This is a genomic window from Terriglobia bacterium (assembly GCA_020073085.1).
Lineage (GTDB): Bacteria > Acidobacteriota > Terriglobia > JAIQFV01 > JAIQFV01 > JAIQFV01.
Map to the genome: position 1 here is coordinate 24563 of JAIQFV010000016.1, position 17582 is coordinate 42144.

The window sequence follows — 17582 nt, forward strand, 5'->3', positions numbered from 1 at the left end:
TATAAATTCGGCTTCGTGTGATATTTTCGAGCGCGAGTGAATATTATCAACCAGCGTCGGCATGCCGACCGCCTATTATGCCTTTGACCCAAGCGGAAGCCATCGTTTTAAGGGACTACTCTCTTGCTGAGGCCGACCTCATCGCGACTCTGTTTACCCGTGAATTTGGAAAAATCCGTGCCGTGGCCAAATCCGCGCGTCGCCTTAAGAACAGGTTCTCGGGAAACCTTGAGCCGCTCTCTCACCTCCGAATCGAGTTCTACGAGCGCGAGAACCGCGATCTGGTCTATCTGAACCGGTGCGACCTGGAAGAGACTTTTTTTGACCTCCAGGCGGACTACGGGTTCCAGGTGGCGTGCGCCTACGTGGTGGAGATTATCGATGCCTTCCTGCCTGACCGGGAAGCGAACCCTAAGGTCTTCCGGCTGCTTCTCTCCATTCTGCAGTCGCGAAGAGAGGGGGTCGGGATTATCCCGCTCCTGGCCTACTTCAATTTCTGGATGCTTCGTCTGTCAGGACTTCTTCCCGTCCTGGATGTCTGTGTCCAATGTGGGACCCCCCTCAGTCAGCAGGGAGGCCGTCTGCTTCTCTCGGAACACAAGGTTTTTTGCCCGGACTGTAGAAGCTCCGGCGGGGCAGTGCTGACACCTGATTGCATCGCCTTGGCCCAGATTTTTGCCCGAGAATCCATTCGGCAGATCCTGGGAAGAAGGATCTTTGCGCTGGCATCGTTTGACAAGTTCAATTCAATTCTTGAACGGTTGGTTGTGGCTGCGGTGGAGAAGCCCATCAAAAGTATTGACTTATTGCATGATCTGAGAAGAAGCGCGGTGAACTCGCCGGACGCGACCGCTAGCAACATCCCCGTGCCATCATGAAGAAACTCACATTTCAAGAGATCATTTTCGAGCTGGAGAGGTTTTGGTCGCAGGAGGATTGCGTGATCCAGCAGCCGTACGATGTGGAGGTCGGGGCTGGAACGATGCATCCCGAGACCTTCTTCAGGGTGCTTGGTCCCTCCCCATATCGTGTTGCCTACGTCCAGCCCAGTCGGCGCCCTGCCGACGGCCGCTATGGGATCAACCCCAATCGCCTCGAAAAGCATTCTCAGTTCCAAGTGATTTTGAAGCCCCCGCCGGTCGACGTTCAGGATGTTTATTTGAAGAGCCTTGAAAAACTGGGGATTACCCTGCGCGAGCATGACATCAAGTTCGAAGAGGACAACTGGGAGGCGCCGACGCTGGGAGCCTGGGGGATGGGATGGCAAGTCATGCTGGACGGCCTGGAGATCACCCAATTTACCTACTTCCAGCAAAGCGGCGGGATCAATCTGAATCCCGCCTCAGTCGAACTTACCTACGGATTGGAAAGAATCGCGGCCTTTCTCATGAATGTGGATAGCGTCTTTGAAATCCAATGGGGGGCCGGAAAGACTTACGCCGACATCCGTCAAAGGGCGGAGCGTGAGTTTTCGATTTACAATTTTGAGTTGGCAGACATACCTACCCTTTACCAGATCTTCGACTCCTATGAGCGGGAAGCCAAACGATTACTTGGGCCTTCCGACCGCATTCCGAAGGGAGACATAGGAGACAGGATTCCACTTTTACAAGTATATGATTTTTGTTTGAAATGCTCGCACTTATTTAATGTTTTGGATGCAAGAGGCGCAGTGAGTGTGACTGAGCGCGTCTCCCTTATGTCCCGAGTGAGGGATCTGACCTGCCAGGTCGCCAGACTCTATTCCGAGGAGATCTCCGCTTGAACTCTGGAGCCGCTGAATTCTTGCTCGAGGTCGGTTGCGAAGAAATCCCTGCGAGATTTCTGACCGATCTGTCGCGGGAGCTCGCTCGGAAGCTCGGAGAACTCCTGGAGAAAGAGCGCATCACCGTGGGTGATGTGGGAATCCGCTCATTCTATACTCCCAGGCGGCTGGTCGTTGTGGTCCCCCAGATGGCAAAGCGACAAGCCGCACTAGAGGAGAGAGTCATCGGCCCACCCAAGAGCGTAGCGTTTGATTCGCAGGGCAGGGTCACCCAGGCGGCCGTCAGCTTTGCCAATAAAAATAGTGTAAAAGTTGAAGAGTTGGCTGTAGTCAGCACGGCCAAGGGTGATTACGTCTCGGCGAAGAGGATCCAAGGAGGGCTTGCCACCGAACAGATTTTGAAAAGCGGACTTTCGGAAACGATCTTATCCATTCCGTTGCCAAAAGCGATGTATTGGAGCGCTCCCGACGGACCGCAGTTTCTGAGGCCCATACGATGGCTCTGCTGCGTTTTTGATGGGAAGCCCCTCCGGTTCCAGATCGGGGAGGCCAAATCCAGTAACAACACCTACGGTCACCGCATCCTGCAACCCCGCCGAATCGCGATTCACAGTTTCTCAGAATATGAAGAGCATCTTTTCAAGGCAAAGGTTCTCTTGGATCCTGAAAAGAGGAGGGAGCGAATTCAAGACGGAGTGAAACGATTGGTTTCAGATATTGGTGCCAATATATTGAAGGACAATACGTTGCTTTCAACGCATGTCAACCTCAGCGAGTATCCGACCCCCTTCATGGGGGAATTTGACCCCAATTTTCTAAAGCTCCCCGCGGAAATTCTGGAAGCGGTGATGCGGGATCATCAAAAGTATTTTTGTGTCCTGAGAGCTGACACTCGCGCGGGGGAGAACGTGCTCCTTCCCCGGTTTGTGGCGGTGATCGACAATGAATCGGATCCGCACGGATATATTCGCCGGAGCCATGAGCGGGTCCTGAGGGCTCGATTCGCGGATGCCGAATTCTTCTGGGAGAGCGATCTTAAAGTAAAACTTGAAGATCGCAGCGGCATGCTGGAAAAGGTTGTGTTCCAGGAGAAACTGGGATCCTATGCCGAGAAATCCCGAAGGATTGAGGTTTTGGCGGAATGGATCGCCCAAGAGGGGGGAGTGCAAGCAGGAAGGGAGGCGCTCAGGCGTGCGGCGCACCTTTGTAAATGCGACCTCACGAGCCAGATGGTAAAGGAATTCCCCGAATTGCAAGGCATTGTCGGGGGACTGTATGCCCGAGAGCAGGGAGAACCGATCGAAGTGAGCCGCGCCATTTATGAGCATTATCAACCCGAGAACCTGGAATCGCCGGTCCCTGATAGCCTCACAGGAGCTGTGATCTCGATCGCTGACCGCATCGACACCATCGTGGGCTCGTTTACCTTGGGACATCGGCCCACCGGGAGCAAAGACCCGTTTGGACTCCGCAGACTCGCCTACGGTATAATTAAAGTAATACTTGAAAAATCAATTTTCATCGACCTGAGAAAGCTAGCATTGATATCCATAGAACTTCACCGGAAGGTGCGGGAGTTTGCACACCAGCAGGTCCTGGATGCACTCCTGGAATTCTTCCGTGATCATTCGCAGCATGTATTCCTTCAATCCGGCCAGTTGGGTGCTGGGGAGAAGATCGAGAGGGACGAAGCGGTCTCTGTGCTCTCGACGGACCATTGGGACCTTTGCGACCTGCTGGCCCGGGCCCAGGCCCTGCACGAAACCCGGAAGCGGGAAGACTTTGACTCGCTCGCCGTCAGCTTCAAGCGTATTAAGAACATCATCCGGAAGAGCGGGGTGGATTTTGAAGGCGCCGATACGGGGGTCAAGCCCGAACTCTTTGAGCACGACGAGGAAAGGGAGCTTTCCACCGCGATCCAGGACCTGAAACGGAGCCTCATCGATCTTCACGTTAGGAAAGACTATTCCGGGATCCTGGAAGTCATCGCCTCGATGCGCCCCGCCGTGGACCGCTTTTTTGAGAAGGTCCTGGTGAACGCCGAGAAACCGGCCATCCGACAGAACCGCTTCAATTTGCTGTTGAGTCTTTATCGGGAATTCATTCAGATCGCAGACTTTTCGGAGCTGCAACCTGCGACCAGTCCCCGTCTGTAATTTATCCGCAGCCCTAAACCTTTAACGATGGGAGAATTCGAAGCTATGGAAAAGTTCGTTTATTACTTTGGAAGCGGCAAGGCCGATGGAAACGGCCAAATGAAAGATCTGCTGGGAGGGAAGGGAGCAGGGCTTGCAGAAATGACCAACGCCGGCCTGCCCGTCCCGCCGGGCTTCACCATCTCGACGTCGGCATGCCGACTTTTCTATGAGAATGGAGGACGATTGACCGATGCCGTCAGCTCTGAGATTAATGCGGCCATCGAGCGACTCCAATCCACGGCGGGGAAGATGTTTGGCTCCACCGAGAAACCGCTCCTTGTTTCCGTTCGCTCCGGAGCCAAGTTTTCAATGCCCGGCATGATGGACACGGTCCTGAATCTCGGACTCAATGAGAAGACCGTGGAGGCCATGGCGCGACTGACTTCCAACGAGCGGTTCGCCTATGATGCCTATCGTCGATTCATCCAGATGTTTGGGAAGATCGTCCTGTCGGTTGATCCAATTCAGTTCGAAGAGACATTTGACCACGCCAAGAAAACAAACAAGGCGAAGCTGGACACCGATCTCGATGCCCGTGCGCTCCGGGAAGTCTGCAAGGCGTTTAAAAAAATCATCAAGCGTTCCACGGGAGAGGAATTTCCATCGGATCCGTTAAAGCAGCTTGATCTTGCCATTAAGGCGGTCTTCTCTTCCTGGAACGGAAAGCGGGCGATCGACTACCGCCGCCTGAACAAGATTCCGGATGACCTGGGGACGGCCGTCAATATCGTGACCATGGTGTTTGGAAACATGGGAATCACCTCTGGCACCGGGGTGGCTTTCACTCGAAACCCTGCCACCGGCGACAACGAGTTGTATGGCGAATACCTCCCGAACGCCCAGGGAGAAGATGTCGTGGCGGGCGTTCGTACCCCCAAGCCAATATCTCAACTAAAGGATGAAATGCCCCCGGTCTACGAGGAGTTCTCCAAACTCGCCAGGCAGTTGGAGAAGCATTACAAGGATGTTCAGGACATGGAGTTTACCATCGAGAACGGCAAGCTGTGGATGCTGCAAACGCGCAATGCAAAACGAACCGGGCCCGCGGCTGTGAAGATCGCTGTGGACATGGTCCAAGAAGGGATGATCGACCAAGAAACCGCCCTGATGCGGGTAGAGCCCAGTCAACTCGACCAGTTGCTCCATCCCATGGTGGATCCCCAGGAGAAGATCAAGGTGATTGCAACCGGTCTCCCTGCCAGCCCGGGGGCCGCCAGTGGCAGGGTCGTCTTTGATCCTGACCTGGCGGAGAAGGAGGCTTCCAAAGGTGAGAAAGTGATCCTGGTGCGCATTGAAACATCGCCGGAGGATTTTCATGGAATGGTGGTCGCCCAAGCCATCTTGACGGCTCGCGGAGGCATGACCTCCCACGCAGCCGTCGTCGCACGCGGGATGGGGAAGTGTTGTGTCGCCGGCTGTTCTGAGTTGGAAATAAAGTATGATAAGAAATTGTTTAGTGCAAATAACCTAACCATAAAGCAAGGGGACTGGATTACCTTAGACGGTACAGCGGGCCAGGTCATTCTGGGACGCCCGCGATTGATTGACCCTCAACCGGAACTTAATGTCTCCTTTGTTAAGCTCATGAACTGGGCCGATAAGATCCGAACCATGAAAGTTCGGACCAACGCCGATACGCCCCATGACGCGACGGTTGCGCGCAAGTTCGGCGCCGAAGGGATCGGTCTCTGCCGCACCGAACACATGTTTTTTGAAGGAGATCGGATCGACGCTGTCCGGCAGATGATTGTCGGAGCCGCCGATTACAAGAGGTTCCAGTTTCAAATCCAGCGGATTGAAACCGAACTCGTCAAAGTCACTTCGCAGAAGAAAATCAAGGAATTGAAGAGGGAAGTGGCGACCCTGAAGAAGCAGGTCGAGACTCCCAAGGCGCTCTACTTTGGGGCCATTAAGAAACTCCTCCCCATGCAACGCCAGGACTTCGTGGGGATCTTCCGCGCCATGGATGGCCTTCCTGTCACCATCCGCACCCTGGATCCCCCCTTGCATGAGTTCCTCCCGCACACGGAGGCCGACGTCCGGAAGCTGGCGAAGAAGCTCGGATACCCGGCCAGCGATCTAATGGCTAAATTTGCAGCCCTGCACGAGGTCAACCCGATGCTGGGACATCGGGGATGCCGGCTTGGGATTGTCTATCCCGAACTCACGGAAATGCAGGCCCGGGCGATCTTTGAAGCAGCTGCTCAGGTCCAGAAGGAAGGCATCAAGGTCATCCCGGAAGTCATGATTCCCCTGGTGGGCCACATTAATGAACTAAAACTTCAGGAAACATCTGTAAGAAAAGTAGCAGAAGAAGTTAAATCTAGACTTAAAGTATCACTAGAATATCTAGTGGGAACGATGATTGAGCTTCCACGCGCTGCTTTGACCGCCGGAGAAATCGCCTCGGTCGCCGAGTTTTTTTCCTTCGGCACAAACGACCTCACCCAGATGACTTACGGGCTGAGCCGCGATGATGCGGGCAAATTCCTCCCGTTTTATATTGACAATGGCATCCTGAAGGACGACCCCTTTCAGACACTCGATCAGGAGGGGGTGGGCCAATTAATCACCTGGGCGGTCGAGAAGGGCCGGGCGGCGCGGCCCCAGTTGAAGGTGGGCATCTGCGGAGAACATGGTGGAGATCCCCGGTCTGTCGAATTTTGTTTCCGAAACCACCTTAATTACGTGAGCTGTTCGCCGTATCGAGTTCCTATTGCGCGACTTGCAGCGGCGCAAGCGACCATCCAGGACAAGAGCGAAAGCGGCCGCACGGTTTGATCCCGCTGAGGATGCGTCTTTATTAAGTGTGATATAAGAAGCAGAAGGTTTTTTCCGCTCATAGGGTGTATGATTTAACCTCAACCTGAAGAGGGCTTGTCTCTTCCCGAGGGCAGAATCATGATATCGGACCTTGCCTTTCTCAAACGAACCATGCTGTTTGCTGATCTTCCTCCGAGAGAACTGGAGCGGGTCGCCTTTTTAATCCAGGAGCGCAAATTTTCCAAACACCAGATTGTTTTCCTTGAAGAAGAGGCCGGGAATTACATGTACATCGTCAAAAAGGGCCAGGTCAAGGTCACCAAAATGGCTGCCAATGGCAAAGAGCGGATCCTGACCATTCATAAGGAAGGCGACTCCTTTGGTGAACTTTCGCTGTTGGATAACCGGATGGTCCCTGCGTCAGTCACCGCCATGACCTCGGTCGTGATCTGGTGCATGAATAAACAGGATTTTCTGAGCGTGGTTTTGAACAACCAGAAGGTGCTGCTCAAGGTGGTCCAGGTCCTCAGCGGAGAGCTCCGGAAGGCCTGGTCCCAGATCCAGGCGCTGACGATTCTGGACGCGGACAATAGAATCAAGGCCACACTGGTAAAACTCTCCCAGGAAAACGGATTTCAAACTGAAGCCGGTGTCCAGCTCAGGTATCGCCTGACTCACCAGGAAATTGGAGATATGGCCGCGACTTCCCGTGAGACCGTTACTCGTTTCCTGACTGTCTGTCAAAAACGTAAAGTTCTCAGCTTCTCGGAAAGCAATTCCATCATACTGCATCCCGGCTTCTTCGGGAGACCAACCAAGGATGTCCGTTCACAAGTAAAGAGCTAGCAATAGCATACCACAGCCATTCTAAACAAATAGTCTAAAAGCGCAGCGAACTCTGAGCAGCCACATTCTTCCAAAAAAGAAGGGTTTATGTGAATAACCTGTGAAAATGTGCAAACCTTCCCACCCTGTATTTTACATAATATATGTTATCGGTCATTGATGGTCAATAAATCTGATTGAATCCAGGGACCAGCCCGACTCCCCCCTTCTTTGCATCTTGGGACTCTTCGAACCGGATGCCTCACCTCCTGGCGCACCCGGAGGTTGGGACAATCGTGCTGGATGAAATCGCGGGGAATGAGGATCGAGTAATGGCGCCACGGAGACTTTTAGCGTGACGCCGCCAAAAGCCCTAAGTTATCATCCGAAGGTGTTACGCCCTCTGGATCTGCAGATCATCGAGGTGAGCTATGCAAAGATGTCGGAATAGGGCCATTCGGGAGCCAGCCCTTCTAGCATTCATACTTTTTTTCTTTTTCTGCATCGTGCCGTCGGTGGGCTGGGTGGCAGCTTCTTTTTGCCAGTCAGGGGCATCCTCCTCTCATTCTAAGGGTTCAGGCCGGAGTGACTTGGATCCCAGGACAGCCTCCCTTCCACAAGTTCGAGAACCGCAGGAGCCACGGCCTTCAGAGCAGGAAATAGAAATGGAACGCAAGCGGGAAATTGCGAGGAAGAAGCAGAATTACGAGGACACCAAGAAATTGGCGGACCAGCTATTGAAGACGGTCCAGGATCTAAAGAGCTCGATCGATAAGGCCGGGGAAAACACGCTGCCTTTGGATGCTGTGAAGAAAACAGATGAAATCGAATCCCTTGCGAAGAAGATCAAATCGAAGCTGAAGGGTGTCGGGTAAGAGCGGCCTTGACGGTGTGTGAGGGGAAGAAATCAGGCTCCGGGGTGGCCCGGTTTGGGTCTTTCGTAACTGCATATCAACTGGGTCCGGCTGGCATGGCGCTCCATAGCCAGTTGAAGCAGACGGTCGATCAGTTCGGTATAGGAGATTCCGCTGGCCTCCCAGAGTTTTGGATACATGCTGATCTTGGTAAATCCCGGGATCGTGTTGATCTCATTGACATAGACCTTACCAGAAGGCCTTTCGACGAAGAAGTCGACTCTTGCCATCCCGGTACAGTCGATGGCGGTATAAGCGGCGACTGCTAACTTCCTGACCCGCTTGAGTTGGGCCTTCGTGAGCTTTGCCGGGATGATCAGCCGTGAGCCTTCATCGATGTATTTCGCCTCATAATCATAAAATTCGTGGACCGAAATCACCTCCCCGGGGACCGAGGCCAAGGGGGCTTGGTTGCCCAGAACGGAGCATTCAATCTCTCGGCCAACAATTCCCTGCTCCACGAGCACCTTTTCATCATACCGGAGCGCATCCGCAAAGGCTCGCTCCAGTTCTCTGACGGAATGGACCTTGTGAATCCCCACCGACGAACCGGAGTTTGCCGGTTTGACAAAGCATGGGAAGCCAATTTTTGAGGCGATGCTTTGTTTGCAGGCGGCACGACGTGAACTGAGTTCCTCTTTCCTGAAGACCAGAAATTTCGGAATCGGGAGCCCCGCATCCCTGAACAGCCGCTTCATGACATCCTTGTCCATGCCCACGGCGGAGGCCAGGACTCCTCCGCCCACATAAGGGATTCCCGCCAACTCCAACAGCCCTTGAATCGTCCCGTCTTCGCCGAAGCGGCCGTGCAGAACAGGAAAAACCACATCGATTGCATTGCTTTCGAGGGGGCCCCGGGAGGGACGATGTGCCAGGGATGCAGTTGACCCGCCCTGACTTTCCGAGGGCGCGGGCATTGGGAGGATCTCTTTCACTTGCGGATCCGGGGGGATCAGAATGGGCCGGCCTGCCTCGATGACCTCTTGCGGGATCAGTTTCTTGGCGCCCTCTCCCAAGACCCATCGTCCGGTCTTGGTAATCCCAATAGGCACAATCTCATATTTGTCCCTGTCGATGGACGCAATGATGGATGCCGCAGAGGAGAGAGAGACCTCGTGCTCCGATGACTTGCCCCCAAAAATGACTCCAACCCGGATCTTCTTTGCCATGCGTTAGACCTTCTGGCACCTACACATTCAAAATTTGTAAGAGCGTTTCGAACCCTTATCGTCTCAGGGATAGTTCCTTTGAATCGTTCTCGGGAAAGGGATCGCCTCCCGCAGATGTTCAATTCCACAGATCCAGGCGACACATCGTTCAATCCCCATTCCAAATCCGCCATGGGGGACGCTGCCATACTTTCGCAGATCCAGGTACCAGGTGAATGCTTCTGGCGGCAAATTGTGCTCCTGAATTCGCTTGACCAGGCCTTCATAGCTTGAGAGGCGCTCCCCTCCCCCGATGATCTCGCCGTACCCTTCCGGTGCCAGCACATCAACGCAGCAGGCCAATTCTGGCCGGTGAGGATCGGGTTCCATGTAGAACGCCTTCACCTGGCTCGGGTAATGATGCACCAGGACCGGACGGTCAAAATTCTCTGAGATCAGGGTCTCGTCCGGTGCCCCGAAGTCCCCTCCCCACTCAAATGCGGTGCCCTTTTCCTTGAGCAACTTCACCGCATCGTCGTAATGCAACCGGGGAAAGGGTTTCTGCACTCTTTCAAGGGGGGCCATATCGCGTTCCAGCGCCTTTAACTCAGCCCGGCGGTTGGTGATGACTCGCCCGACAATCGAGCAGATGAAATCTTCGGCCAAATTCATGACGTCTTCCAGGCGCGCATAGCTCATCTCGGGTTCGACCATCCAGAATTCAGTCAGGTGCCGCCGGGTCTTGGATTTCTCAGCCCGAAACGTTGGCCCAAAGCAGTAGGTCTTCCCAAAGGCAGCCGCTGTTGCTTCGTTGTAAAGCTGTCCCGACTGCGTCAAAAAGGCCTTCTGCCCGAAATAATCCACCTCGAATAATGTGGTTGTCCCTTCACAGGCCGCCGGTGTAAACACAGGAGTGTCCACCAAGGTAAAGTCGTGGGAGTCGAAGTAATCGCGAACCGCGCGGATCACCTCGTGACGCACCTTCAGGATGGCATGTTGGCGCAAGGAGCGGAGCCACAGGTGCCGTCGATCCAATAGAAATTCGATACCGTGCTCTTTGGGAGTGATCGGGTAGGGATCGTTGGGTGAAACCGTTTGCACAGGTTCGAGGTGGGTCACACTGATTTCAAAGCCGCCTGGCGCGCGCTTTTCTTCCCGGATCGTTCCTTGAATAATGACTGAGGATTCCTGACTCAGGTTCTTGGCAATTTGAAAAACTTCGGGGGAGACCTCTTTCGCGGAAACGACGCCCTGGATGATCCCTGTGCCGTCCCGGAACTGAGGGAACAACAGCTTCCCGCTTTCCCGCAGGTTGTACAACCATCCCTTGAGTTCCACCGTCTCCCCGACGTGCCGGGCAATCTTCTCGATGGTCGCAGAAACCACGCCAACCTCCTTGTCAGTGCGACTCCTCAGCGCTGCCAGCCGCACGTGCTCACATCACCAACAGGAAAGGCGGTAATCTAGCAGAACCTCCCGCCTTTGCATAGAACCTTGCGCCGAGAACCACCGGCATGCTCCTACTGACTCCCGCCACCCGAGACATCGCGACCGTGAACCCGATTAATTCCGACTCCCTGGAAGTGAGCTCAATATCCCATGGCCTTGCCACTCCGCCGGGGATCAGCGGCCCCCATTCGAACTCCAGTCTTGGGATCAACCAGGATCGCTTGAGCGTCCCCTAAGAACTGGTTGCCCCACAACGGGGAGACCATGAGTTTGAGTTGATACCCCTCAGTGCGAAGAATGGTCAAGGTATCTGCCGAAAAGCCCACGGGCTCGACCTGTAATTCATCAGGCATCCATTGATGGTGAATGCGCGGTGCGTCCACCGCCTCTTGAATGTTCATCCCAAAATCGATGACGTTGATGATGGTTTGAAGCACCGTATTAATGATGGTGGGCCCTCCGGGACTCCCTGTCACCATGAATAACTTCCCGTCTTTGAGCACCACAGTGGGCGTCATCGCCGACAGGGGACGCTTGCGCGGCTGAATCGAATTGCTTGGAGACTGGATCAGTCCGAACATATTGGGGGTTCCGGGCTTGCTTGTGAAATCATCCATCTCATCATTTAAGAGGAAACCGAGACCCTTCACCGTCACCCCGCTTCCGTAACCCGCGTTCAAGGTATAGGTATTTGCCACGGCATTTCCCCACTGGTCGACAATGGAGTAATGCGTGGTCTCGGTGCCTTCGTACGCAAAGGGATTGGGATTGTGGACGGCCGCGCTCGCGGTGGCTTCGGTCGGATTAATTTCCCGCGCCAAGGTATCGGAATACTCTTTGGAGATGAGACCCGCGACCGGGACCTTTACAAAATCGGCGTCGCCCATGAATTGCGCACGGTCCGCAAAGGCGCGGCGCATGCTCTCGGCTTCGAGGTGGAGGGCAGCGGCCGACAGGGCCCCCATCGACTTGAGATCAAAATGTTCCAGGGTATTCAGAATTTCGATGAGGGCCGTACCGCCGGAGCTGGGAGGCGGCGCAGAAATGATTTCATATCCCCGGTAAGTTCCCCTTACGGGAGCCCGCAGTTTAGCTGAATACTCCTTGAGATCCTTCTCGGTGATAAGTCCCCCGTGCGCCGCCATATCCGCGGCCATCTTCCTCGCTGTCTCCCCCTCGTAAAATTCCCTCGGCCCCTTCGCGGCGATTCGTTCCAGCGTATCGGCCAGTTCCGGCTGCTTGAAGATTTCTCCCTCCTCATAGAATCTTCCGTCCCTCAGAAAGATCCGCTTTGATTCCGGAAATTGAGCAAGAAGTTTTGCCGCATTGCGGAGGGATTGACTGAAGGGGTAGCTGACACTGAACCCGTCCCGGGCGAGATGGATCGAAGGCTGGATGACGTCCGACCATTTCAGAGTGCCGTATTTCTGGAGGGCGAGATATAAACCGGCCACGGTTCCAGGAACACCCACTGCCCGGTATCCCACGATGCTGGCGTCCTTGACGAGATTTCCGTCGGAGTCCTGATACATGTTCGGCATCGCCTTGCCGGGCGCCATCTCCCGGTAGTCCACGAAATCCGTCTCTCCGTTATTCAACCGGATGAGCATGAATCCCCCACCGCCAATGTTGCCGGCAAAGGGATGGGTCACCGCCAGGGCGAACCCGACCGCCACGGCCGCGTCAACGGCATTACCGCCCCGCTCCAAGATTTCAAGCCCCACTTTCGAGGCCTTGGCCTCGGAACTGACAACCATTCCCCGGGGGCCCCGAACCGGCGCATGTGACGCCGCAAATGGGCATGGGTTCCAACAAGAAAGGGTGAGGCCTAGAACCAAACCGATTCGAAAAATAGTGCCTTTGCGAGAGCTCATGAGTTGACCTCTCTCAAGCTATGAAGTGCCGCCCGGACCCCGCGCATCCAATCGTGATTTAGGCTGCAGATTGACCGACGGAAGTTTGGTCAGCCGGGGGGATTTCCGAAAACCAGGACCCCATGATCAGGATCGCTCGCTGATGATCACCATCCGGCGGCTGGAGATGGAAAAAGGAGAGCAGTCCCGACCGCCATAGGTGGAAACAATCTTCATGCCGACCGATTCGATGAGCTCTTCCAACTCTGAGAGTGAGTACACTCGCAGATCGAAGCTGAACTCCCGGTGAACTCCCCTGTCGATCACGATCCGGCGCCCGTGGACGCGACTGGTCCGAGCGTTATAACTGACGTCATCCAGATACAAATAGTCCTGCTCCAGTTCGTCCCATCGCCGCGGCTGCGCCTCGATCTGGTGCAAAATCCAATCCCGGTTGACCGTTTCTAAGAGAAATTTTCCACCCTTATGGAGGGCCCGGGCGACCCCCTCCAGAACCTTGATATTTTCCCGGTGAGGAAAGTATCCGAAGCTCGTGAAGTAGGAGTAGACCCCCTCAAAGTTATTCTTGTAAGTGAGCCTCCGCATGTCTCCCACCTCAAAGTGTACTTCGAGGTGCCGTCGTCCGGCCTCTTCCTCGGCCATTCGAATGAAACGCTCACTGAGATCCAGCCCGGTGACCTTGAAGCCTTGTTCGGCCAGAATGAGGGCGTGCCGGCCATGCCCACAGGCGAGATCGAGTATCTCAGAATCGGCAGGGGCTCCGAGGGCGGATTCAATGAACTCCGCCTCGCTTCGATTCCGCTCATCGGTGAAGGTGTGCATATAAATACGGTCGTAATCCTCGGTGAATGCGTCCTCATACCAGGCCATGAGTATCCTCGAATTCGCGGATAAATAGAGATTGATGCCTCGCCGTGATTATATTCAAATTCACCCGTTTTGCATAAGAAATGTGTTTGACGAGAATCCTCGGATCTCGCCTCAGAGGATCCCTTGTGATCTGAGAGGGGTGGTACAGTCTTAGGGCCCAAACTTCTTGACTCACTTTCCCAATCAGCTTAGACTCACCGCAATTTTGCGGGATTTGAGAGCGCGAACACCAAGACGACTGTCGCTGGCCATTAATCTCTCCAAGGAGTTCTTCGTTTGGGGCTCAGGCCGCTTGATTTTTTTGTCATCCTAATTTACCTCGTCGGCATTACCCTTTTTGGCGCCCGCTTTCGAAAGAAACAAAAATCCATCAAAGACTACTTCCTCGGGGGCAAGACGGTTCCCTGGTGGGCCATCTGCCTCTCCATCGTCGCCACCGAGACCTCCACCTTGACGGTGATCAGTACGCCGGGGATCGCCTACGGCGGGAATCTGGCGTTCATTCAGCTCGTGTTTGGCTATGTCATCGCGCGTTTCATCATTTCCCTCCTCTTTATCCCGCAGTATTACAAGGGCGAACTCTACACCGCGTATGAACTGATGCGGCGCCGCTTCGGACATCGGATTAAAAACTACACCGCCTCCATTTTCCTGATCATGCGCGGACTGGCGGAAGGGGTCCGGGTCTTTGCCATCTCCATCGTTGTCAATATTGCCCTCACTTCCCTTTTTGACCGCTTCGCCCTGAAGCATGGTGACGTCTGGTCAATCATCATCATCACGCTTCTGACGCTTTTCTACACATTTGAAGGCGGCATGACCGCCGTCATATGGACTGACGTCATTCAGCTCTGCATTTACATCGGGGGAACGCTGATCGCTTTCGCAATGATCTGGCATCGCATTCCGGGTGGCCTGTCCGAGATCGTGTCGATGGCGGGATCGAAGCTTTCTTTCCTGGACTTCACGTTCTCTCTGACGAAGACCTATACGTTCTGGGCCGGGATTTTTGGCGGGACCTTCCTTACCATGGCGAGTCATGGGACCGATCAATTGATCGTCCAGCGGTTGCTGACGGCGCGCAACGAACACGACAGCAAAAAAGCGCTCATCACCAGCGGGTTCGTAGTGCTCTTCCAATTCTCGCTGTTTCTCTTTATCGGAGTGATGCTGTGGGTCTTCTACCAGAAATTTCCTACGACCCTGGCCTTCAAAACCAACGATTACATCTTCCCCACTTTTGTCATCACCCAGCTCCCCACCGGCGTCTCGGGCATTATTGTCGCGGCCATCCTTGCAGCCGCGATGGCGAATCTTTCGAGCTCCTTTAATTCATTGGCTTCGACGACTCTGATGGATTTCTACAAGCCCTTGTTCCGGCCGGAGGCGAGTGACGCGCATTACCTCCGACTCTCGCGCTGGTTGACGGTGGTGTGGGGGCTGATTCTGATTGGCATCGCCGTGCTGGCCCGTCAGTGGGGGTCGGTGTTGGAAGTGGGATTGACCATCGCCTCGGTGACGTATGGAGCACTGCTCGGGATCTTCCTGATGGGCGTGCTCACGCGAAGCGCGAATGAGCGCGGTGGCATGATTGGAATGACCGCGAGCCTGATCACCATGGTCGCAATCCAGTTTTTTCCAAGATGGGCGCCCGCATGGAACGAGTGGGCTGGGACCGGATGGCTCCGGATCGCACCCTCCCACATTGTGAAGATCGGGTGGCCGTGGTACACGCTGATCGGAACGGCAGTCACCTTTGCCCTGGGAATGTTTTTCAGCAAGATCCTCAAACCCCGACAGTCAACCCCCTCTTCCCTACTGTGATTGGCTGCTGATCTAGAGGTGGGCCGGGGCTGGTACCTTTTTCGAATTTAGGGCTGGAATCCACTGACCCCATGATCTCTCCCGATGAGAAACTTGTTCGTGGCCTGACCCTGATGGATGCCTCGTCGATCGTGATGGGTACCGTCATCGGGACCGGTATCTTCATTGTTCCCGCCTACATGGCACAGGCCGTAAGCACCCCTCTTCTAGTCTTTACCGTATGGATTTTCGCCGGATTCCTTTCGATGGCAGGTGCCTTGACCTATGCGGAACTCGGGGCGGCATTCCCGGCGGCCGGCGGGGAGTATGTCTACATTCGTGAAGCCTACGGACCCTTGTTCGGATTCCTTTATGGGTGGACCTATTTCCTGGTCGGAAAGACGGGATCACTGGCAGCCCTGGCAACGGGTTTCGCCCTCTACTTCAGCGACCTGGTCCCGGTGAACACAATCTATTTCCGCTACGAATACAGCTTCTTCGGCCATCCCGCTGCTCTCACGTTGGGCCACCAAGTCATGGTTGCCATTTGCGTGATTTGGTTTTTATCCCTGGTCAACGTGTTTGGGGTCGTGATCGGGGGCCGGCTGCAGAGCTTTCTCACTTCACTCAAGGTGGGAGTCATTTTGCTTCTCGTCGTGCTGGGACTGGTGATGGGACGCGGATCCATGTCCCACTTCTCCTCTCATCTCACTCCCCTCGCCCAAACCGGACTGCTGAGCCTTTTCGGCGTCGCCATGGTCAAGGCACTCTGGGCATACGATGGATGGAACAATGTCAACATGGTCGCCGGCGAAATCAAGGACCCCCAACGCAATCTCCCGCTGGCGCTGATCTATGGGACCGGCGGCGTCATGCTTCTTTACCTGCTGGCCAATTTGATGTACTTCTACGCTCTTCCCCTCGACCGTCTGGCTGCTTCTCCACGAGTGGCCTCAGAGGCTGCTCGTACCTTCCTCGGGAACGCCGGAGGGACGTTTGTAGTGGTGGCCGTCCTGATCTCGTCCTTCGCGGCCATTAATGGCTCCCTTCTCTCGGGGGCGCGTATCTACTTCGCCATGGCCGAAGACGAATTGTTCTTCGCCCGGGCTGCCAAAGTTCATCCCAAATACCGGACCCCGGTTTTCTCTATCCTTGTGCAGGCGACTTGGGCTTCCCTTCTGACCCTCACGGGAACTTACGACCAGTTACTAACCTACGTCATCTTCGGTGAGTGGATACTTTACGCCCTCGGAACGACGAGCGTGTTCATCCTTCGGAAGAAGTATCCTGGCCTTCCTCGCCCGTATAAGACTTGGGGGTATCCATTCGTTCCCCTCCTCTTCGTCCTGGTTGCCCTGTTCTTATTAATAAACACCGTCATGACAGATGCCAAGGACTCTCTTATGGGGCTTTTTTTGATTTCCCTCGGCCTGCCCGCATTCTGGTATTGGAGGCGAAAACGAACGGCGAGATCTTAGAACAAGTTAAATGAAGTGAATATTCGCGACCAGTCAGCATAGATCTTGACGTGAACGTCAAGGTTGGGTATCATCTTTGGGATCGAATGCAAACCAACTTGAACTTTAATCGATGGAGGAGTGTTTATGACACGACGCTTGAGTAGTATCCTTCTGGTTCTTGCCCTTGTGCTTAGCGCTTCAATGCTTTACGCAGCGGACGCCAGCTGGACTGGTACCATCAGCGATTCACACTGCGGCGCGATGCATGCCAAGGCCAGCAAGGCCGCTGAGACCTGCGTGGAGAAGTGCATCAAGGGCGGTAATTCCTATGTGTTCGTCAATGGCGCTGACAGTAAAGTTTTTAAACTGGATCCTGCCGATAAGGCAAAGGGTCTGGGCGGTCACGAAGTAAAGGTTACGGGGACTCTGGATGGCGACACCATCCATGTGACATCAATCCAAGCATCCGGGAAGATGTAGCCAGAGGCCACACCCTTCACCGACGCTCATCAA

The 17582-nt window shown here is 54.6% G+C and carries 13 protein-coding genes; 9 read left to right on the top strand and 4 right to left on the bottom strand.

Annotated elements, in window-relative coordinates:
• Positions 1–77: 77 nt before the first annotated feature.
• The 6 genes from recO to LAO21_16205 all read left to right on the top strand — a co-directional run bounded on the left by recO (position 78) and on the right by LAO21_16205 (position 8426).
• On the top strand, positions 78–878 hold the full coding sequence (gene recO / locus LAO21_16180) for a DNA repair protein RecO (protein MBZ5554256.1): 801 nt from the start codon (positions 78–80) through the stop codon (positions 876–878).
• Entirely contained in the window at positions 875–1765 is an 891-nt protein-coding gene (locus tag LAO21_16185) for a glycine--tRNA ligase subunit alpha (GenBank protein ID MBZ5554257.1), read from the top strand. Before recO ends, LAO21_16185 begins: the two co-directional genes overlap by 4 nt.
• Positions 1762–3921 (top strand): glycine--tRNA ligase subunit beta, encoded by a 2160-nt coding sequence (glyS, locus tag LAO21_16190; GenBank protein MBZ5554258.1) that lies wholly within the window; start codon positions 1762–1764, stop codon positions 3919–3921. The genes LAO21_16185 and glyS overlap by 4 nt, the downstream gene beginning before the upstream one ends.
• A gap of 45 nt (positions 3922–3966) precedes the next feature.
• Positions 3967–6744, top strand: coding sequence for a pyruvate, phosphate dikinase (ppdK, locus tag LAO21_16195; GenBank protein ID MBZ5554259.1), 2778 nt, complete (start codon positions 3967–3969; stop codon positions 6742–6744).
• A 120-nt stretch (positions 6745–6864) separates the two neighbouring features.
• Positions 6865–7572, top strand: a complete 708-nt coding sequence (locus tag LAO21_16200) for a Crp/Fnr family transcriptional regulator (protein MBZ5554260.1) — start codon at positions 6865–6867, stop codon at positions 7570–7572.
• Between the two features lie 644 nt (positions 7573–8216).
• Positions 8217–8426, top strand: coding sequence for a hypothetical protein (locus LAO21_16205; protein MBZ5554261.1), 210 nt, complete (start codon positions 8217–8219; stop codon positions 8424–8426).
• 32 nt (positions 8427–8458) lie between these two features.
• Here the strand turns inward: LAO21_16205 and LAO21_16210 are convergent, their stop codons facing one another.
• From LAO21_16210 to LAO21_16225, 4 genes are all read right to left on the bottom strand, one after another.
• Complete coding sequence (locus tag LAO21_16210) at positions 8459–9622, bottom strand: D-alanine--D-alanine ligase (GenBank protein MBZ5554262.1); 1164 nt, start codon at positions 9620–9622, stop codon at positions 8459–8461.
• A 75-nt stretch (positions 9623–9697) separates the two neighbouring features.
• On the bottom strand, positions 9698–10999 hold the full coding sequence (gene asnS / locus LAO21_16215; protein MBZ5554263.1) for an asparagine--tRNA ligase: 1302 nt from the start codon (positions 10997–10999) through the stop codon (positions 9698–9700).
• 203 nt (positions 11000–11202) lie between these two features.
• Positions 11203–12936, bottom strand: a complete 1734-nt coding sequence (gene ggt / locus LAO21_16220; protein ID MBZ5554264.1) for a gamma-glutamyltransferase — start codon at positions 12934–12936, stop codon at positions 11203–11205.
• A 126-nt stretch (positions 12937–13062) separates the two neighbouring features.
• Positions 13063–13806: a class I SAM-dependent methyltransferase gene (locus tag LAO21_16225; protein ID MBZ5554265.1), complete on the bottom strand. Its 744-nt coding sequence runs from the start codon at positions 13804–13806 to the stop codon at positions 13063–13065.
• Positions 13807–14082: 276 nt separating this feature from the next.
• Between LAO21_16225 and LAO21_16230 the strand changes: the two genes are divergently transcribed.
• The 3 genes from LAO21_16230 (at position 14083) to LAO21_16240 (ending at position 17549) form a co-directional block, all read left to right on the top strand.
• Positions 14083–15630, top strand: coding sequence for a sodium:solute symporter (locus tag LAO21_16230; protein MBZ5554266.1), 1548 nt, complete (start codon positions 14083–14085; stop codon positions 15628–15630).
• 71 nt (positions 15631–15701) lie between these two features.
• Positions 15702–17087 (top strand): amino acid permease, encoded by a 1386-nt coding sequence (locus LAO21_16235; GenBank protein MBZ5554267.1) that lies wholly within the window; start codon positions 15702–15704, stop codon positions 17085–17087.
• A gap of 126 nt (positions 17088–17213) precedes the next feature.
• On the top strand, positions 17214–17549 hold the full coding sequence (locus LAO21_16240) for a hypothetical protein (GenBank protein ID MBZ5554268.1): 336 nt from the start codon (positions 17214–17216) through the stop codon (positions 17547–17549).
• Positions 17550–17582: the final 33 nt, after the last annotated feature.

Coding starts and splice junctions, on each gene's coding strand:
- LAO21_16205 (MBZ5554261.1), top strand. CDS start 8,217: ATGGAACGCAAGCGGGAAATTGCGAGGAAGAAGCAGAATTACGAGGAC.
- LAO21_16225 (MBZ5554265.1), bottom strand. CDS start 13,806: ATGGCCTGGTATGAGGACGCATTCACCGAGGATTACGACCGTATTTAT.
- LAO21_16235 (MBZ5554267.1), top strand. CDS start 15,702: ATGATCTCTCCCGATGAGAAACTTGTTCGTGGCCTGACCCTGATGGAT.
- ppdK (MBZ5554259.1), top strand. CDS start 3,967: ATGGAAAAGTTCGTTTATTACTTTGGAAGCGGCAAGGCCGATGGAAAC.
- LAO21_16200 (MBZ5554260.1), top strand. CDS start 6,865: ATGATATCGGACCTTGCCTTTCTCAAACGAACCATGCTGTTTGCTGAT.
- ggt (MBZ5554264.1), bottom strand. CDS start 12,936: ATGAGCTCTCGCAAAGGCACTATTTTTCGAATCGGTTTGGTTCTAGGC.
- LAO21_16185 (MBZ5554257.1), top strand. CDS start 875: ATGAAGAAACTCACATTTCAAGAGATCATTTTCGAGCTGGAGAGGTTT.
- LAO21_16240 (MBZ5554268.1), top strand. CDS start 17,214: ATGACACGACGCTTGAGTAGTATCCTTCTGGTTCTTGCCCTTGTGCTT.
- recO (MBZ5554256.1), top strand. CDS start 78: ATGCCTTTGACCCAAGCGGAAGCCATCGTTTTAAGGGACTACTCTCTT.